The sequence below is a fragment of the Vannielia litorea genome (genome assembly GCF_019801175.1).
GTDB lineage: Bacteria > Pseudomonadota > Alphaproteobacteria > Rhodobacterales > Rhodobacteraceae > Vannielia > Vannielia litorea_B.
The window spans coordinates 248704-267119 of sequence record NZ_JAHVJR010000001.1; the positions used below are offsets into that span (position 1 = coordinate 248704).

The 18416-nt window shown below is 67.6% G+C and carries 16 protein-coding genes; 5 read left to right on the forward strand and 11 right to left on the reverse strand.

Features of this window, described 5'->3' with window-relative positions:
* Positions 1–2: 2 nt before the first annotated feature.
* The 10 genes from KUV38_RS01300 to KUV38_RS01345 all read right to left on the reverse strand — a co-directional run bounded on the left by KUV38_RS01300 (position 3) and on the right by KUV38_RS01345 (position 10715).
* The gene (locus tag KUV38_RS01300; protein WP_222468326.1) at positions 3–935 is read right to left on the reverse strand and encodes an ABC transporter permease; all 933 of its coding nucleotides are present in this window, start codon (positions 933–935) and stop codon (positions 3–5) included.
* Positions 935–2014: an ABC transporter permease gene (locus tag KUV38_RS01305; RefSeq protein WP_222468327.1), complete on the reverse strand. Its 1080-nt coding sequence runs from the start codon at positions 2012–2014 to the stop codon at positions 935–937. The genes KUV38_RS01300 and KUV38_RS01305 overlap by 1 nt, the downstream gene beginning before the upstream one ends.
* The gene (locus KUV38_RS01310) at positions 2011–3543 is read right to left on the reverse strand and encodes an ABC transporter ATP-binding protein (RefSeq protein WP_222468328.1); all 1533 of its coding nucleotides are present in this window, start codon (positions 3541–3543) and stop codon (positions 2011–2013) included. Before KUV38_RS01310 ends, KUV38_RS01305 begins: the two co-directional genes overlap by 4 nt.
* On the reverse strand, positions 3540–4475 hold the full coding sequence (gene xdhC, locus KUV38_RS01315; RefSeq protein ID WP_222468329.1) for a xanthine dehydrogenase accessory protein XdhC: 936 nt from the start codon (positions 4473–4475) through the stop codon (positions 3540–3542). The genes KUV38_RS01310 and xdhC overlap by 4 nt, the downstream gene beginning before the upstream one ends.
* The gene (xdhB, locus tag KUV38_RS01320; RefSeq protein ID WP_222468330.1) at positions 4472–6871 is read right to left on the reverse strand and encodes a xanthine dehydrogenase molybdopterin binding subunit; all 2400 of its coding nucleotides are present in this window, start codon (positions 6869–6871) and stop codon (positions 4472–4474) included. Before xdhB ends, xdhC begins: the two co-directional genes overlap by 4 nt.
* Positions 6868–8232 carry a xanthine dehydrogenase small subunit gene (xdhA, locus tag KUV38_RS01325; RefSeq protein WP_222468331.1) on the reverse strand — a complete coding sequence of 455 codons (1365 nt, stop codon included), beginning with the start codon at positions 8230–8232 and terminating at the stop codon, positions 6868–6870. The genes xdhB and xdhA overlap by 4 nt, the downstream gene beginning before the upstream one ends.
* A 220-nt stretch (positions 8233–8452) precedes the next feature.
* Complete coding sequence (locus KUV38_RS01330) at positions 8453–8923, reverse strand: SRPBCC family protein (protein ID WP_261385114.1); 471 nt, start codon at positions 8921–8923, stop codon at positions 8453–8455.
* The gene (locus KUV38_RS01335; protein ID WP_222468332.1) at positions 8920–9390 is read right to left on the reverse strand and encodes an SRPBCC domain-containing protein; all 471 of its coding nucleotides are present in this window, start codon (positions 9388–9390) and stop codon (positions 8920–8922) included. The genes KUV38_RS01330 and KUV38_RS01335 overlap by 4 nt, the downstream gene beginning before the upstream one ends.
* A complete protein-coding gene (locus tag KUV38_RS01340; RefSeq protein WP_222468333.1) occupies positions 9387–9719 on the reverse strand; it encodes an ArsR/SmtB family transcription factor in 333 nt (110 codons plus the stop codon). Before KUV38_RS01340 ends, KUV38_RS01335 begins: the two co-directional genes overlap by 4 nt.
* An 84-nt stretch (positions 9720–9803) precedes the next feature.
* The gene (locus KUV38_RS01345) at positions 9804–10715 is read right to left on the reverse strand and encodes a glutaminase (protein ID WP_222468334.1); all 912 of its coding nucleotides are present in this window, start codon (positions 10713–10715) and stop codon (positions 9804–9806) included.
* Positions 10716–10764: 49 nt separating this feature from the next.
* On the opposite strand from KUV38_RS01345, the gene dnaE reads away from it, so the two are divergent.
* Positions 10765–14262 carry a DNA polymerase III subunit alpha gene (gene dnaE / locus KUV38_RS01350; protein ID WP_222468335.1) on the forward strand — a complete coding sequence of 1166 codons (3498 nt, stop codon included), beginning with the start codon at positions 10765–10767 and terminating at the stop codon, positions 14260–14262.
* Positions 14263–14273: 11 nt separating this feature from the next.
* The gene (locus KUV38_RS01355; RefSeq protein WP_222468336.1) at positions 14274–14804 is read left to right on the forward strand and encodes a hypothetical protein; all 531 of its coding nucleotides are present in this window, start codon (positions 14274–14276) and stop codon (positions 14802–14804) included.
* Between the two features lie 5 nt (positions 14805–14809).
* On the opposite strand, the gene KUV38_RS01360 is transcribed toward KUV38_RS01355, so the two are convergent.
* The gene (locus KUV38_RS01360; protein ID WP_222468337.1) at positions 14810–15007 is read right to left on the reverse strand and encodes a SlyX family protein; all 198 of its coding nucleotides are present in this window, start codon (positions 15005–15007) and stop codon (positions 14810–14812) included.
* A gap of 114 nt (positions 15008–15121) precedes the next feature.
* Here KUV38_RS01360 and hisS point away from each other — a divergent pair, with 114 nt between their 5' ends.
* From hisS to hisG, 3 genes are read left to right on the forward strand one after another with little or no spacing between them, the layout of a single operon-like run.
* The gene (hisS, locus tag KUV38_RS01365; protein ID WP_222468338.1) at positions 15122–16591 is read left to right on the forward strand and encodes a histidine--tRNA ligase; all 1470 of its coding nucleotides are present in this window, start codon (positions 15122–15124) and stop codon (positions 16589–16591) included.
* Positions 16591–17691 (forward strand): ATP phosphoribosyltransferase regulatory subunit, encoded by a 1101-nt coding sequence (locus KUV38_RS01370; RefSeq protein WP_222468339.1) that lies wholly within the window; start codon positions 16591–16593, stop codon positions 17689–17691. Before hisS ends, KUV38_RS01370 begins: the two co-directional genes overlap by 1 nt.
* Positions 17688–18380, forward strand: a complete 693-nt coding sequence (gene hisG, locus KUV38_RS01375) for an ATP phosphoribosyltransferase (protein ID WP_222470912.1) — start codon at positions 17688–17690, stop codon at positions 18378–18380. The genes KUV38_RS01370 and hisG overlap by 4 nt, the downstream gene beginning before the upstream one ends.
* Positions 18381–18416 lie beyond the last annotated feature (36 nt).

Genomic DNA, 18416 nt, shown 5'->3' on the forward strand with positions numbered 1-18416 from the left:
TCTCACCCGGTGGCGTGGAAGGTCCGGCCCAGCGAGGCGGGCGCGCCGAGCGCCCCGCGGCTGCGGCCGGAAGACATGATCACCAGCACGATGATGGTGATGATGTAGGGGGACATCGAGAGATACTCGACCGGTACCTTGAGGCCCGCGGCCTGTAGGTTGAGTTGCAGCACGGTGATGCCGCCGAAGAGATAGGCCCCGATCAGCACACGCCACGGCTTCCAAGAGGCGAAAACAACGAGGGCGAGGGCGATCCAGCCTGCGCCGGAGGTCATGCCCTCGGTCCATTGCGGCACGCGGACGAGGCTGAGGTAGGCCCCGCCCAGCCCGGCGCAGGCGCCGCCGAAGGCGATGGCGGCGCAGCGGATGGCGACGACCTTGTAGCCGAGCGCATGGGCTGCCTCGTGGTTTTCGCCGACCGCGCGCAGGGTCAGCCCGGCGCGGGTGTACTTGAGGAAGGCCCATGTGGCGGCGACCAGCGCGATGGAGAAGTAGACCATCAGGTCGTGGCTGAAGAGCACCGGGCCGAGTACGGGGATGTCGGAGAGCAGCGGAAGGTCGAGCTTGGGCGTGGATGGGGGCTTCAGGCCCACGTAGCTTTGGCCCATCAGCGAGGAGAGGCCGAGGCCGAAGAGGGTGAGCGCGAGGCCGGAGGCGACCTGATTTGCCAGCGCGAACTGGGTGAGCACGGCGAAGAGCATGGAGAGGAGCGCGCCCGCGACGGCGGCACCGAGAAAGCCGAGGGCAGGAGAGCCGGACTCGACCGCTGCGGCGAAGCCCGCGATGGCGCCGGTGATCATCATCCCCTCGACCCCGAGGTTCAGCACGCCGGCCTTTTCGACCACCAGCTCGCCTATGCCGGCGAGAAGGATGGGTGTGGCGGCGACCATGAGCGAGGCCAGCAGGAGGAGCCAGTTGATCGAGGAGAGGTCCATCAGGCGGCGGCTCCCTGCTTCAGGCGGATGCGGTAGTTTGTCAGCAGGTCCACTGCGAGGAGGAAGAAGAGCAGCATGCCTTGGAAGAGCTGGATCGCGGCGGCGGGGAGTTGCAGTTGCGATTGGGCGATTTCGCCGCCGATGTAGGTGAGCGCCATCAGCAGCCCTGCGAGCAGGATGCCGAAGGGGTGGAGGCGGCCGAGGAAGGCGACGATGATGGCGGTGAAGCCGTAGCCGACGTTGAAATCGGTGGTGATCTGGCCTGCCGGCCCGGCGACCTCGAAGAGGCCGGCGAGGCCCGCGAGCGCGCCGGAGGTGCCGAGGCAGAAGAGCACGAGGCGGGTGGGGTTCACCCCCGAGAAACGGGCGGCGCGGGGGGCTTGCCCGGCGAGGCGGATGTTGAAGCCGAGCATGTGGCGGGTCAGCAGGATGTAGGCGAAGATCACCGCGATGAGGGCAAAGGCGACGCCCCAGTGGAGGCCTGCGTTCTGGTTGATCCAAGAGGTGGCCGAGGGGTATTGCGCGAGGTTGCGCGAGCCGGGGAAGCCGAAGCCCTCTGGGTTTTTCATCAGCCCCACGGCCATGCCGCGCAGCAGGTTTTCGGCCACGTAGACCAGCATTAGCGAAACGAGGATCTCATTAGTGCCGAAGCGGGTTTTCAGCACCGCCGGGATCATGGCCCAGGCCCAGCCGCCGAGGGCGCCTGCGAGGACCATGAGCGGGAAGATGATGAAGGATTCCGTGGGATAGAAGGCGAGGCCCACGCCCGCGCCGCAGAGCGCGCCGATGATGTATTGGCCCTCGGCACCGATGTTCCAGATGCCTGCGCGGAAACCGAGAGAGAGGCCGATGGCGATGAGGATCAGTGGCGCGGCCTTCACCAGCAGTTGCGGGCGGTAGAAGAAGGCGTGTTGGCCGAGGAGCGGATCGTAGAAGATGGTGCGGATGGCGGCGACCGGGTCTTTGCCGAGCGCGGCGAAGAGGAGGCCACCGAAGATCATCGTGAGGAGCACCGCGAGGAGCGGGGTCGAGTAGCTCCACGCCTTGGAGGGGTTGGGGCGCTTCTCGAGGCGGATCATGCCGGGGCCTCCGCGTGCTCGTGAGCGACTTCCATGTCATGCGCGCCGCCGAGCATGAGGCCGATGCGCTCCATCGTCAGGCCTTCGACCGGGACCGGGGCCGAGAGGCGGCCACCGTTGAGGGCGGCGAAGCTGGTAGAGATTTCCATCAGCTCGTCGAGATCCTGAGAGATGACCACGATGGCGGCGCCGTCGGCGGCCAGATCGAGCAGCGCCTGCCGGATGGCGGCGGCGGCGGAGGCATCGACGCCCCACGTGGGCTGGTTGACGACGAGTACCTCGGGCTTTTGCTCGATCTCGCGGCCCATGACGAATTTTTGCAGGTTTCCGCCCGAGAGCGAGCGGGCAGCGACATGGGGGCCCGGGGTGCGCACGTCGAAGGCGGCGATGACCTCTTCGGCGTAGGCTTGGGTGGCCTTCCAGTTTATGAAGTCGTTCTTTGTCAGGGACTTGCGGAGGCGGGCCGAGAGCAGGGCGTTCTCGGTGAGCGACATTTCGGGCGCGGCGGCATGGCCGAGGCGTTCCTCAGGGGCCGAGAGCAGGCCCACCTTGCGGCGGGCTGGCGGGGCGAGTTTGCCGATCGGGTTGCCGTGCATCTTGACGGCATCGGGGGCGGATGTGGCCTCGCCCGATAGGGCGGCGAGCAGCTCGTCCTGCCCGTTGCCCGCGACCCCGCCGATGCCCAGCACCTCGCCCTTTCGAACCATCAGCGACACGTCGCGGAGCGAGGTGCCGAAGGGGTTGGCGGATTTGACGCTGAGGTTGGTGACTTCGAGGGCGATCTCGCCCGAAGGCGTCAGCTCACGCTCCGGGCGATGGAGTGCGGAGCCGACCATCATCTCGGCCAGTTCGGAGGCGGTGTTTTCACGCGGGACGGCGTGGCCCACCACCTTGCCGAGCCGCAGGATTGTGGCCCGGTCGCAGAGCGCGCGGATCTCTTCGAGCTTGTGGCTGATATAGAGGATCGAGGTGCCCTCGGCCCGGAGCTTTTGCAGCGTGGCGAAGAGGATCTCGACCTCTTGCGGAGTGAGCACCGAGGTGGGCTCGTCCATGATCAGCAGGCGGGGGTCTTGGAGCAGGCAGCGGATGATCTCGACGCGCTGGCGCTCGCCCGCCGAAAGGTCGCCCACGGTGCGGTGCGGGTCGAGCGGCAGGCCGTACTCGTTGGACACCTCGGTGATCCGGGCGGCGAGTTTGGCAGGCTTGGGCGGGTTCTCCATGCCGAGGGCGACGTTTTCGGCCACGGTGAGGGCGTCGAAGAGGGAGAAGTGCTGGAACACCATCGCCACCCCGGCGGCGCGGGCGGCGCGCGGCTCGGGCGGGGCGAAGGGCGCGCCGAGAAAGCTCATCTGGCCTTCGTCGGGTTTGACGAGGCCGTAGATCATTTTGACCAAGGTGGATTTGCCAGCGCCGTTCTCGCCCAGCAAAGCGTGGATCTCGCCCTCGTCGATGGAGAAGCTGACGTTGTCGTTGGCCACGACACCGGGATAGGCCTTGCGCAGCCCTTGGGCGGCGAAGAGTTCGCTCATCCGGTCATGTCCCCCTTCGTGGCAGTTGCCTGCTTTTCGAGCATGGAGAGTAGCTGCGCGGCGGTGGAAATCGCAATGGCCTGCGGGTGTTTGCCGTGGGCCGGGTCACCGATTGGGCACTGGATGCGCGAAATTTGTGCAGGGTTATGGCCTGCGGCGGCAAGGCGGGAGCGGAAGCGGGCCCATTTGGTGGCCGAGCCGATGAGGCCGATGGAGGCGGCGGGGCGGGCGAGGAGGGTGTCGCAGAGGGCGAAGTCGAGGCTGTGGGAATAGGTGAGGATGACGTGGTGCGCCGTGGCGGGGGGCGTAGTGGCAAGCTGCGCGAGGTCACCGATGGTGGGCGGAACGGGCGGGGCCTCTGGGAAGCGGTCGGCGCTGGTGTCGGCCCATGTGAGGGCGATGGTGTCGAGCGGGGCGAGGGTGGCGGCGAGGGCGCGGCCAACGTGACCGGCGCCCCAGATCCAGACGGGGGTGCGGGGGGCGGTCATCGGCTCGAGCAGCCAGCCGTTTTCATAGGTGATGTCAGGGGCGTGCGAGCCGTTTCGGGCGGCGGAGAGGGCGCGGGCGATGGCGAGAGGGGGCTCCGGGGGAGCGGTTTCGGACACCGGGCGGGCGTAGGCGGGGGCTTCTGACGGGGCGTCGGTGAAGCTCTCCAACGCAAGGGTCACCGTGCCGCCGCAGCATTGGTTCATCGCCGGGCCGAGGGGCAGGGTGACGGTGACGGGTGGTGCGCCGAGGCGGGCGCGGGCCATGGCGCAGGCCTCCCATTCCAACGCGCCGCCGCCGATGGTGCCGTGCTGCCCGCCGGGCCAGACCAGCATCGCGGTGCCGGGGCCGCGCGGGGTGGAGCCTTGGGCGCTGACGACCACCACGCGGACCACCTCGCCGTGGGCGGCGATGGCTTGGGCGAGGGCGTCACGGTCGAAGCTCATCCCCGGGCTCTCGCAATGGCTTCGAGCACGTGCTCGGCGGTCGCTGGGGCCTCGAGCGCCGGGTAGTGCGGGCCGCAGGCGGCGCAGGCGTTGGAGAGGGCCATCAGCGCCGAGATGCCGAGCATGAAGGGCGGCTCGCCTACGGCCTTGGAGCGGTAGATGGTGGGTTCGCGGTTGGCGTTGGGCCACAGGGCCACGTTGAACACCGGCGGCCGGTCGGAGCAGGCGGGGATTTTGTAGGTGGAGGGCGCGTGGGTAGTCAGGCGGCCTTTCGCGTCCCACACCAGCTCCTCGGTGGTGAGCCAGCCTGCGCCCTGGATGAAGCCGCCCTCGACCTGGCCGATATCGAGCGCGGGGTTCAGGGACGAGCCTGCGTCATGCAGGATGTCGACCCGGAGCATGCGGTTTTCGCCGGTCAGCGTGTCGATCACCACCTCGGTCAGCGCGGCGCCATAGGCGAAGTAGTAGAATGGGCGGCCCTGGCCCTTTATGCGGTCCCAGGAGATGCCGGGGGTCTTGTAGAAGCCGGTGGCGGAGAGGGAGACGCGGCCGACGTAGGCCTCGGCGATGGCCTTCTCCCACGGGATCGTGTTGCCGCCGACCTGCACCGCGTCGTCCTTGAACTGCACCGTGGCCGGGTCGGCCTGGTGGACCTCGGCGAGGAAAGCGCCGATGCGGGCTTTCAGCTCGTCGCAGGCGGCGGCGACGGCCATGCCGTTGAGATCGCTGCCGGAAGAGGCCGCCGTGGCAGAGGTGTTGGGCACCTTGGCGGTATCGGTGGCGGTGATCTTGACCCGTTCGAGCGGCACGCCGAAGCGGGAGGCGGCGACCTGGGCGACCTTCTGGAACAGGCCTTGGCCCATCTCGGTGCCGCCGTGGTTCATGTGGATTGAGCCGTCCTGATAGACATGTACCAGCGCGCCGGCCTGGTTGAGGTGGGTGAGGGTGAAGGAGATGCCGAACTTGACGGGCGTGAGGGCGAGGCCCTTTTTCAGCACTGGGTTGGCGGCGTTGAAAGCCTCCACCGCCGCCTTCCGTGCGGCGTAATCAGCCTGTTCGCAGAGCGCCTCGACCATCTCGTGGCACACCGAGTCCACCACCGGCTGGCCGTAGGGTGTGGTTTGCACGCCTTCGGGCGGGGGCGGCGGTGTTTCGGGGTCGTCGACCTGGGTGGCGCCGCGGGAGGTGAGGTCGTCCTCGGCAGCGGATACGTTAGGAGCATCCAGTTGCATTTTCTTGCCGGAAGTATCCCCGCCGGAAGCATAGAAGTTTTTCTGGCGCAATGTCAGAGGCTCGATCCCGCTCTCCGCGGCGAGGTGGTCCATCACCCGTTCGATCCCGAGCATCCCCTGCGGGCCGCCGAAGCCGCGGTAGGCGGTGGCGCTTTGGGTGTGTGTCTTCAGGCGGTGCGAGACGATGCGGACGTTGGGGATGAAATAGGCGTTGTCGGCGTGGAGCATGGCGCGGTCGGCCACCGGGAGCGACAGGTCCTGCGCCCAGCCGCAGCGGGCGTATTGGGTGAAATCGACGGCGGTGAGCTTGCCCTCGGCGTCCACCCCGGCGCGGTAGGTGATGCGGAAGTCGTGGCGCTTGCCGGTGATCATCATGTCGTCGTCGCGGTCGTAGCGCATTTTTGCCGGGCGGCCGGTGAGATGGGCGACCACGGCGCAGGCGCAGGCGAGGGCGTTGCCCTGGCTCTCCTTGCCGCCGAAGCCGCCGCCCATCCGGCGGGTTTCGACGCGGACGGCGTTCATCGGGGTGCCGAGGGCCTCGGCGACCTTGTGCTGAATCTCGGTGGGGTGCTGGGTGGAGCTGTGGAGGAGCATGTCGCCCCCCTCCTGCGGCAGGGCGAGGGCGGCCTGGCCTTCGAGGTAGAAGTGCTCCTGCCCGCCCATTTCGAGGGTGCCTTCGACGATGGTGCTTGCGGCGGCGAAGCCGGCGGCGAGATCGCCGCGACCATACTCGCGCGGGCCGTCCTCGAAGCGGGAGTTGGCGGCGAGCGCGTCGTCAATGGTGAGGAGCGGGGTGTGCTCGGCGTAGGTGATTTCGGCGAGGCGGGCGGCCTTGCGGGCGGCGAGGTGGGTTTCGGCCACCACGAGAAAGATCGGCTGGCCGATGTAGAAGACCTCGCCGGTGGCGAGCAGGGGCTCGTCGTGGGCGGAGGGGGACACGTCATTGGCGGCAGGGAGATCGTCTGCCGTGAGCACGGCCACAACGCCGGGGGCGGATTTCACGGCCGTCAGGTCGAGCGCGGTGATCGTCGCGCGGGCGTGGGCGGAGGTGCCGAAGTTGAGGTGCAGGCAGTTGGCGGGCACCGGGATATCATCGACATAGCGGGCCTGCCCGGTCACGTGGAGCGGCGCGGCGTCATGCGGGAGCGGTTTGGCGACGGTCATGGCTGCACCTCCAGCGCGGAGGTGGCGGTGCCCTGGCTCTCATGGAAGTAGCGGCGCAGCATGTTCTGGGCGGCCTGCATCCGGTAGGCGGCGGAGGCGCGCATGTCGGTGAGAGGCTGGTAGTCGCTGGCGAGGGCGGTGGCGGCGGCTTCGATTGTGGCCTCTGTCCACGGATTGCCGGTGAGTGCGGCTTCGGTGGCGGCGGCGCGCTTGGGGGTGCCGGCCATGCCGCCGAAGGCGATGCGGGCCTGCGTGACGGTGCCGTTTTCGACGGTAATGTTAAGGCAGCCGCAGACGGCGGAGATGTCCTGGTCGAAGCGCTTGGAGAGTTTGTAGCAGCGGAGGCGGTCGGGCTGGCGCGGGAAGCTGACGGCCTCGACGAATTCGCCGGGGGCGCGGTCTTGCTTGCCGTAGTCGATGAAGAAGTCTTCGAGCGGGAGGGACCGGCGGGTGTTGCCGTTGCGCAGGTGGAGGGTGGCGCCTAGGGCGATGAGGGCGGGGGGGCTGTCACCGATGGGGGAGCCGTTGGCGATGTTGCCGCCGAGGGTCGCCGCTTGGCGGACCTGCTCGGAGCCGTAGCGGCGGAAGAGTTCGGCGAGGGACGGGTGGTGCGGCGCGATGGCCTCGCGCAGGGCGGCGATGGGGGTGGTGGCGCCGATGCGGATTTCGGTGTCGGTCACATCGACGAAGTTCAGGTCGGTGACGCGGTGGAGGAAGGCGACCTCGCCCAGATCGGCGAGCTTCTTGGTGACCCAGAGGCCCACGTCGGTGGCGCCTGCGATGAGCGTGGCCTCCGGGTGGGCGGCGTACCATTCGGCCAGCGCATCGGCGCTTTCGGGGATCTCTGGTTGCGGCTGGGCGCTGAGCGAAGAGGGGCTGGAAAGATGGGGGGGCACCGGCTCCTGCGCGGCGGCCTCGGCGGCGCGGACGATCGGGGCGTAGCCGGTGCAGCGGCAGAGGTTGCCCGCGAGCTTGTCGTTGTAGTCGGTCGCGCCGTTGGCGTGGGCCGCGGCCATGGAGGTGATGAAGCCCGGAGTGCAGAAGCCGCATTGCGAGCCGTGATGCGCCACCATCGCCGCCTGCACCGGGTGCAGCGTGCCATCGGGCGCGGCGACGCCCTCGACCGTGCGAACCTCGCGGCCGTGGAGGTGGGGGAGCAAGAGGATGCAGGCGTTCTGGGCTTGCCACGGGCCATCAGGCGTGCGGGTCATGACTGTGCAGGCGCCGCAGTCGCCCTCGTTGCAGCCTTCCTTGGTGCCCTTCAGCCCGCGGCTTTCGCGCAGCCAGTCGAGCACCGTGTTGGTGGGGTGGGCGTCGCGCAGCGCCACGGTCTCTCCGTTGAGAAGAAACGTGATGTCCATGGAGTTACCCGCCGCGTTACCGAATGCATCCCCGAGGCCCGGCCTTCGATGCGGCGTAGAAAGCGGGCCTCAAGGGAGAGTTTGGCGGGGTGGGCGCGGGGGTGGCAAGGGGGAAATTGCCCGTTTGGGCGGCAAAGGGCCGGATTTGCCCGGTTTTTGGGCGAGTTGATGGGGGGCGTGCGTGGCTTCAGCCACGACACCCTGCCCACCATCCCGCGCGTCAGAGGCCTTCGGCGAGGGCGATGAGCTGGCTGGCCGCGGTGCCCCAACCGTCCTGAAAGCCCATATCGTCGTGGCGCTTGCAGTCTTCGGGCGTGCAGTGGCGGACGATGGCGCGGTATTCGGTGCCGCCGTCCTTCGGGGTGAAGGTGATGTCGGCCAGCATGAAGGGCTTTTCGTTGGGCACGAAGCCGGCGCGGACGAAATCGGTGAAGACGAGACGGCTCTCGGGCTCGGCCAGCAGGAAGGCGCCCTCGTTGGGCATGTCTTCACCGTCGGGGCCACGGAAGCGGGTGAAGAAGCGGCCACCGGGATGCGGCTCCACCACCGCTTCGGCGCAGCGCCACGGGGCGGGCACGAACCACTCGCAGAGCAGTTCCGGCGTGGTGAAGCACTTCCAGACGGTGGCGGGGCTGGCCTTGATGTGGCGGGTGAGCGTGAGGTCCAGCTCGGGGTTGATCGCGGGGGTCATGCGGTTTCTTTCTCTGCGAGGCGGGCGAGGCGGGCGAGGTTGGCGAGCGCCGCCGTCCAGCCCTGGGTGTAGCCTTCGGCCATCTCGTCGCCGATGAGGCTGGCGAGCTGGGCGGTGATGGTGAGGCGGCTGCCCGCGCCCTCGGGCGTGACCTCGATGGAGCAGAGGCCGGAGGAGAGCGGGGCGCCCTCGATGCGGATCGTCTCGGTGAAGATCAGCAGCGCGGGCGCGTCGATGTGGTGAAAGTCGGTGGTGACCTCGAACTCCGGGTTGTCGGCCGGGCCGCAGCGCGAAAGCTCCTGACCGCCGGGGCGAATGTCGGCCTGCAGGATGTCGAGCCGGGTGTTCTCTGTCGGGGCGGCCCATTGGGCGCGGTACTCCGGCGAGGTGAGGAGCGGGAAGAGGCGCGCGGGCGGGGCGGCGATGTTCTGGGTGAGGGTCAAGGTATCGTGGGTCAGGGCGCTCATGCGTCGCCTCCTTTTTCCAGTCGTTCGGCAAGGGCAGAGAGGCGGCCCAGCCGGCCCTCCCAGAGTTTGCGTTGCGTTGTGAGCCAGTTTTCGGCGGCGGCAAGCGGGGCGGCCTCGATATGAACGGTGCGGACGCGGCCCTTTTTTACGGACCGGGTGAGGCCTGCGGTTTCGAGCACCTTGAGGTGCTTGAGGAAGGTGGGCAGGGCCATGTCATGCGGGGCGTGCAGCTCGCTGACGGGGGCGGGGCCGCGGGTGAGGCGCTCGATCACGGCCCGGCGGGTGGGGTCGGAGATGGCGCTGAAGAAACTGTCTAGATAGTTAGCCATGTGGCTAGGTAATGCGAGTCGGGTCGCGCCGTCAAGATAGTTAGTTGGATGGCTAGGTTTTGGGTGGAAGGTTTCCGGGTCGGGTCAGCCGAAGACGGACCAGCCGGTTTCATGCGCCAGCGCTTCGATGGCCTCGGTGCCGACCTTGGAGTTGCCCCAAGCGTTGAGGCCGGGCGACCAGACGGCGATGGAGGCGACGCCGGGCACGGCGACGAGGATGCCGCCGCCGACGCCCGATTTGCCGGGCAGGCCGGTGCGGAAGGCGAAGTCACCCGAGCCATCGTAGTGGCCGCAGGTCATCATCAGCGCGGCGATGCGGCGGCGTTTGACCGGGGAGAGCAGCAGGGGGGCGCCGGGCAGGCCAGCGATGCCGCGCCCGGCGCCGGCGAGTTGCTCGGTGGTCATCTCGATGGCGCATTGGTGGAAGTAGGTGCCCAGCACCAGCTCGGGCATGTTCTTCAGGTTGTCGTAGCTCTTGAGGTAGTTGGCGAGTGCCACGTTGCGGAAGCCGGTGGTGGCCTCGGAATGCGCCACCTCGGCGTCGATGTGAATGTCGCCGTCTTCTGCCGCCGCGCGGATGAAGGCGAGGATCTCGGAGAGGGCCTCTTTGGGGGCGCGGCCGGCGAGCAGCTCGTCGGTGGTGACGAGGGCGCCTGCATTGATGAAGGGATTGCGCGGGCGGCCCTGCTCCTGCTCGAGCAGCAGCATTGAATCAAAACGGTCGCCCGAGGGTTCGCGCCCGACGCGGTGCCAGAGCGACTCGCCGATGCGGGAAAGGACGCAGGCGAGGGTGAAGACCTTGGAGACGGACTGGATGGAGAAACGGGTTTGCGACTGCCCGGCGGAATGCATGGTGCCATCGGCCAGCACGACCGAGATGGCGAATTGGGCCGGGTCCACCCGCGCCAGTTCAGGGATGTAGGTGGCCACCTTGCCCCAGTCGGCGGCGGCGTGGGCGCGGGCATCGAGGCGCGAGAGGAGAGCGGGCAGGTCCATGGGCGCGAGGCTACTTCAAACCGCCGCCGCGCCGCCATAGGGTAGCGGCATGGCTGCTCCCCGATTCATTCATCTGCGCGTTCACACCGAATACTCCCTGCTGGAAGGCGCCGTGCCGGTGAAAAAGCTGGCCGGGCTTTGCGAGAAGGCCGAGATGCCGGCGGTGGCGGTGACCGACACCAACAACATGTTCGCGGCGCTGGAGGCGAGTGTCACGCTTTCGGGTGCGGGCATTCAGCCGATCATGGGCTGCCAGGTCGATCTGGAATACGAGCAGGCCGCGCCGGGCGGTAAGCCCGTGGCGCCCGCGCCGGTGGTGCTGCTGGCGCAGAGCGAGGCGGGCTACGAGGCGTTGATGAAGCTCAACTCCTGCCTCTACCTGCGCGGCGACGGCAGCCTGCCGCATGTGACGCTGGAAGACCTTGAGCAACATTCGGGCGGGGTGATTTGCCTGAGCGGCGGGCCGGACGGGCCGGTGGGCCGGTTGCTGCGCGCAGGCCAGCGGGCCAAGGCGGAACTGCTGGTGGACGGGCTGCACCGGGTCTATGGCGACCGGCTCTACATCGAGCTGCAGCGGCATCCGGGCGAGGACGGGCTGCCTGAGGCGGAGCGGGCCAGCGAGCGCGGGCATATCGAGATGGCCTATGCCAAGGACATTCCGCTGGTGGCCACCAATGATGTGTATTTCCCCAAGCCCGAGATCTACGAGGCGCATGACGCGCTGATCTGCATTGCCGAGGGCGCCTATGTGGACCAGCAGGAAGATCGGCGGCGGCTGACGGCGCAGCATTACTTCAAGAGTGCCACCGAGATGGCGACGCTCTTTGCCGACCTGCCGGAAGCGCTTGAGAACACAGTGGAAATCGCCAAGCGCTGCGCCTTTATGGCCTATCGGCGCGATCCGATCCTGCCCAAGTTCGCCGATGACGAGGTGGAGGAGTTGCGGCGGCAGGCCAACGAGGGCCTGCAGGCGCGGCTGGCGGTTATTCCGCATGCGGCGAGCGTGGAGGAGTATCAGGAGCGGCTCGATTTTGAGCTGAAGATCATCGAGGGCATGGGCTTTCCCGGCTACTTCCTGATCGTGGCCGACTTCATCAAGTGGTCCAAGGACCAGGGCATTCCGATCGGGCCGGGCCGGGGCTCGGGGGCGGGTTCGCTCGTGGCCTATGCGCTGACGATCACCGACCTTGACCCGTTGCGCTATGCGCTGCTGTTCGAGCGGTTCCTCAACCCCGAGCGGGTCTCCATGCCCGACTTCGACATCGACTTCTGCATGGACCGGCGGGAGGAAACCATCCGCTACGTGCAGGAGAAGTATGGCCGCGACCGGGTGGGGCAGATCATCACCTTCGGTGCGCTGCTCTCCAAGGCGGCGGTGCGCGATGTGGGGCGGGTGCTGCAAATGCCCTACGGGCAAGTGGACCGGCTGAGCAAGATGATCCCGGTGGAGGGGGTGAAGCCCGTTTCCATCGAGAAGGCGCTGGCCACCGAGGAGCGGCTGCGCGAGGAGGCGCGGGCGGAAGAGGTGGTCGACCGGCTGCTGACCTATGGCCAGCAGATCGAGGGGCTGCTGCGAAACGCCTCGACCCACGCGGCGGGCGTGGTGATTGGCGACCGCCCGCTCGATGAGCTGGTGCCGCTTTATCAAGACCCGCGCTCGGATATGCCCGCGACCCAGTTCAACATGAAATGGGTCGAACAGGCGGGGCTGGTGAAGTTCGACTTTCTGGGCCTGAAGACCCTCACCGTGATCCAGAACGCGGTGGACCTGATCAACGGCGGGGGCCGCGACATTCACATCGGGCCGGAGGGCGAAACGCTCTATGAGCCGCCTGATGGCGCGGTGAACGAGATCAACGCGATCCCGCTGGATGATGCCAAGAGCTACCGGCTTTATGCCTCGGCCAAGACGGTGGCGGTGTTTCAGGTGGAAAGCTCGGGCATGATGGATGCGCTGAGGCGCATGAAGCCCGACTGCATCGAGGACATCGTGGCGCTGGTGGCGCTCTACCGCCCCGGCCCGATGGAGAACATCCCGACCTATTGCGAGGTGAAGAACGGGCAGCGAGAGATCGAGTCCGTCCATCCGCTGATCGACCATATCCTTGAAGAGACGCAAGGCATCATCGTTTACCAGGAACAGGTGATGCAGATCGCCCAGGTGATGGCGGGTTACAGCCTCGGCGGCGCCGACCTGCTGCGCCGCGCGATGGGCAAGAAGATCAAGGAGGCGATGGACGCCGAGCGGCCCAAGTTCGAGAAGGGTGCGGCGGAGAACGGGGTGGAGAAGAAGAAGGCCTCCGAGGTCTTCGACCTGCTGGAGAAGTTCGCCAACTACGGGTTCAACAAGTCGCACGCCGCCGCTTACGCCGTGGTGAGCTACCAGACGGCCTGGCTCAAGGCGAACCACCCGGTGGAGTTCATGGCCGCCGTCATGAACTGCGATATCCACCTGACCGACAAGCTCGCGGTCTATGCCGAAGAGGTGCGCCGGGGGCTGGATATCGAGATCGTGCCGCCTTGCGTGAACCGCTCGCTGGAGAGCTTCAGCGTGGTTGAGGGCAAGGTCGTTTACGCGCTGGGCGCGCTGAAGAACGTGGGCTCCGACGCGATGCGGCTGATCGTGGAGGCGCGGGGCGACAAAGAGTTTGTTTCGCTCTTCGATTTTGCCCGCCGGGTGGACCTGAAGAAGATCGGCAAGCGCCCGCTCGAGATGCTGGCCCGCGCCGGGGCCTTCGACCAGCTCGACCCGAATCGGCACCGGGTTTTTGCCGCGCTCGACCCGCTGGTGAACTACTCGTCGGCGATCCACGATCAGCGGGCATCCGCTCAGGTTTCGCTCTTCGGGGAGGCGGGGGACGACCTGCCGGAGCCGCGCCTGCCGAGCGTGGATGACTGGATGGTCGGCGAGCGGCTGGGGGAGGAGCACAAGGCGATTGGCTTCTACCTCTCCGGCCACCCGCTGGATGACTATATGGGCCCGCTGAAACGGCAGGGGGTGAAGACGCTGGAGCAGGTCTCGCTCGATGTGCAGCGCTCGCCGGCGGTGGTGAAACTGGCGGGCTCCGTGGCCGGGCGGCAGGAGCGCAAGAGCGCGCGGGGCAACCGCTTTGCCTTCGTGCAACTCTCTGATCCAACAGGGCTTTACGAGGTGACCCTGTTCAGCGAGGCGCTGGAGAAGTCGCGCGATTTTCTCGAGACAGGCTCTAACGTGGTGGTGACCTGCGAGGCCACGATGGAGGCCGATCAGCTGAAGCTGCTGGGCCGCTCGGTGGCCCCGATCGACGTGGTGGCGGCGCAGGCCGGGCGGAGCGATATCCGCCTCTTCCTCGACGACATCGCGGCGGCGGCTGCGGTGAAATCGCTGCTCGACCGGGCGGAGGCTGACAAGGCCTCCAAATCGCGCGGATCCGTGGCGCTGTGCCTGATGGCCGCAGACCTTCCGGGGGAGGTCCACCTTGAGCTCGAGGGCGACTTTCCGGTAAATCCGCAGATCAAAAGCGCCCTCAAGTCCTTGGGCGGCGTTGTGACCGTTGAAGATATCTGACTGCCGCTGCCATGAAAAACATCCTGATCCTGACCGCGCTTGCTGCGCTCCTTTCCGCTTGTGCCTCGCTTCCCGAGGCCCGGGGCACCGCCTCGTCGAAATCGCCGCAGGCCACGCTGCCCTTTGGCGCGGTGGAAGAGAGCTGCGGGGCGCGGGGCAAGGAACTTGGCAAGCTGATCGAGAAGAACGGCAAGTGGAAGCTCTATGACACCCGCCCCGGCGCGGTGGGGCCGCGCAACTTTTTCGTCACCGGCTTCAAGGATGGCTGCGCCCGCAAGGTGACTGGCGCGGTCGCGCTCTTTGGCGATCTGGGGCTTTATGAGCTGGTCAACTACGGCGGCGGCGGCGGGGCCCTGCGCACCCAGACCGACAAGGCCTATGCAGGAATTCGCGGCTGTGGTGCCGGGGTGTGCAGCGAAGGCAAGTTGAAGCGGCTGGAGCGGTCGACGGCCTTTGTCAGCGTCTATCCCCGGCCCGGTGCAGCGCAGAGCTTCGAGCTGCTGATGCACAACCGCAAGCTGGTGGCGGCTGCCGTCCGGTAGGCGGCTCAGTAGTGCGGTGGGCGCTCGTCGCCCAGCACCACACCGCCGGTGTTGTCGGACTCGCTTTCGGCGGCACGCTTCATCAGCATCTCGACTCGCCGTTCCATCACGTCGAGCCGTTTGCCCTGACCCACGACCATTTCATGCAGGTCTTCCACCGCGCGGGTGATGTGGGCGAGTTCTTCTTCGAGCCGGTCTGTCATGTAACGTGCATATAGCGGCGCCCCTGCCGCCGCCAGCCCTTGCTTGCCGATCCGGCCCCTCTGCGCTATGCCCCGCGCGACTGGATTGAAGGCCGCAGACAGGGTCGAGCGCTCATGGCAAAGCAGAAGAAACAGCCCCGGCCCAAGGCCGAAACGCCCAAGGGTTTCCGCGACTATTTTGGCGCGGAAGTGGATGAGCGGAACGCGATGCTGGCCGAGATCGCGCGGGTCTATGCGCTCTATGGCTTCGATCCGCTGGAAACTTCGGGTGTGGAGACCGTCGAGGCGCTTGGCAAGTTCCTGCCCGATGTGGATCGGCCCAACGAGGGCGTGTTTGCCTGGGAAGAGGACGACAGCGGCTGGGTGGCGCTGCGCTATGACCTGACGGCCCCGCTGGCCCGCGTGGCGGCGCAATACCGGAATGATCTGCCATCGCCCTATCGGCGCTATGCAATGGGGCCGGTCTGGCGGAACGAGAAACCGGGGCCGGGGCGGTTTCGGCAGTTTTATCAGTGCGATGCGGATACGGTTGGGAGCGCGTCTCCGGCGGCGGATGCCGAGATCTGCGCGATGCTGGCCGATACGCTGGAGGCGGTGGGGATTCCGCGCGGCGACTATCTGGTGCGGATCAACAACCGCAAGGTGCTGAACGGGGTGCTGGAGTGCATGGGGCTGGCCGATGAGGGCCAGCGCGATGCCGTGCTGCGCACCATCGACAAGTTCGACAAGGTCGGCGAGCAGGGCGTGCGCGACCTGCTGGGCAAGGGCCGGAAGGATGACAGCGGGGCGTTCATCGACGGCGTCGGGCTGGGCGAGGCGCAGGCCGATCCGGTGGTGGCATTTTTGACCTCCAAGGCCGCGAGTGCCGAGGAGACCTTTGTGAATTTGCGCGCCGCCGTGGGCGAGAGCGCTGTGGGGGCTGAAGGGATTGCCGAGCTGGAGCAGATCGCGGCGCTTCTGGCGGCGCAGGGCTATGGGCCGGACCGGATCGAGGTGGACCCGAGCGTGGTGCGCGGCCTTGGCTATTACACCGGTCCGGTCTTTGAGGCCGAGCTGACCTTCGAGATCAAAGACGAGAAGGGGCGGCCCCGGCAGTTTGGCTCGGTTGCGGGCGGCGGGCGCTACGACGATCTGGTGAAGCGCTTCACCGGGCAGGCGGTGCCTGCGACGGGCGTTTCCATTGGGGTCGACCGGCTGCTCGCGGCGCTGAGGGCCAAGGGGCGGCTCTCGGGCGAGACGCGGGGGCCGGTGGTGGTGACGGTGATGGACCGGGACCGGATGGCGGATTATCAGGCGATGGTGGGGGAGTTGCGCAGCGCGGGCATCCGGGCGGAGGTCTATCTCGGCAACCCGAAGAACTTTGGCAACCAGTTGAAATACGCCGACAAACGCGCCTCGCCCGTGGCCGTGATTCAGGGCGGTGACGAGGCCGAGCGGGGCGTGGTGCAGCTGAAGGATCTCGTGCTGGGCGCCAAGCTGGCCGAGGGGCTGACCCGCGAGGAATGGGCCGAACAGCCGGCACAGGTGGAAGTCTCGCGCGCCGATCTGGTGGCCGAAGTTCAAAAGATGCTGGACCGCGACTGATGCTCAAGGATGTGCCGCGCGAGGAGGTTACGCGCCTCATTGGCCTGTTCGAGGCTGCGGGTGCGGTACGCGTGGGCGCGGATGTGCTGCAACCGGCGGACACGCTGCTGGACCTCTACGGCGAGGAAATTCGCGCGCGCGCCTATGTGACCCACGATCCGCTGCGAGGCGAACTGATGCTGCGGCCCGACTTCACCGTACCGGTGGTGCAGGCCCATATGGCGCAGGGGCAGGAGCCCGCGCGCTATTGCTACGCGGGCACCGTCTTTCGGATGCAGGAGGCCGACACCGGGCGGCCCTCGGAGTTCGAGCAGGTGGGCTTTGAGCTGTTTGATCGGGGTGATCGGGCGCGGGCCGATGCCGAGGTGTTTTCGCTGATGTCCCAATGCCTTGAGGGGCGCGGGCTGCGGGCGGCGATTGGCGATATCGGGCTGCTCTCGGCGGCGGTTGCGGGCCTTTCAACCTCGGAAAAACGCCGCGCCGCGCTGATGCGCCACCTCTGGCGGCCGCGCCGGTTCAGGGCGCTGCTCGACCGTTTCGGCGGGCGCAGCGCGGTGCCCGCGAGCCGGGCCGCGCTGCTGGCGCGGATGGAGAGCGAGGCGGCGGAAAAGGTGCTTTCAGGCGCGGGCGTGGCGATTGGCAAGCGGCGGGCCGATGAGGTGCTCGCCCGGATGGCCACGCTGCAGGCCGATGCCGCCGAGCCGCCGATCCCCGAGGCGGAGCTGGGGCTGCTGGATGACCTTCTGGGCGTGCGGGCGAGCCCGACGGATGCGCTGGAGCATTTGCGCGACCTCGCTGTGGACATGCCTGCGCTCACCCCGGCGCTGGACAATTTCGCCGCCCGGCTCGACGCGCTGGCCGATGCGGGGATCGACCTTGCCACGCTCGCCTTTGAGGGCAGCTTCGGGCGGACGTTGCTGGAATATTATGATGGCTTCGTCTTTGGCTTCTTCGCGCCGGAGCGGCCTGACCTGCCGGCGGTGGCCAGCGGCGGGCGCTACGATGCGCTTTGCCGGGTGCTCGGGCAGGGCCGCGAGATTCCGGCGGTGGGTGCGGTGATCCGGCCTGCGCTGCTGGCTGAGATCGGGGAGGCAGGCTGATGCTCAAGCTCGGGGTGCCCTCCAAGGGCCGCTTGATGGACAAGACCTTCGACTGGTTCGGTGCGCGGGGCGTGGGCCTCAAGCGCACCGGCAGCGAGCGCGAATATGCGGGCGCGGTCGAGGGGGTTGAGGGCTGCGAGCTGCACCTGCTGAGCGCGGGCGAGATCCCCGCTGCGCTTGCGGACGGGCGCATTCACCTTGGCGTCACCGGCACCGACCTCGTGCGCGAGAAGATCGCCGGGTGGGAGCAGCGGATCGAGGAGCTGGAGCCGCTGGGCTTTGGGCAGGCCAACCTCGTGATCGCCGTGCCCGCCTTCTGGGCCGATGTGGACACGCTCGATGACCTTGATGCCGCCGCCGCCGCCTTTCGGGCGAGCCACGGCCACCGGTTGCGGATTGCGACCAAGTATCACCGGCTGATCCGCGAGTTCCTGCGGCAGAACGGGGTGGCCGATTATGCGCTGGTCGACAGTCAGGGCGCGACCGAAGGCACGGTGAAAAACGAGACGGCGGAGGCGATTGCCGACATCACCTCCTCGGGCGAGACGCTGCGGGCCAACCACCTCAAGATCCTCGCGGACGGTTTGGTGCACCGGAGCCAGGCCACGCTGTTCCGGTCGCGCAAGGCCGAGTGGTCTGCCGAGGACCGCGCCACGCTGGCGACGCTGAAGGCGGTGCTGGGCATCTGATCCGGTGTTTGCGCTCGGGCGTGGCGGCGCATAGCA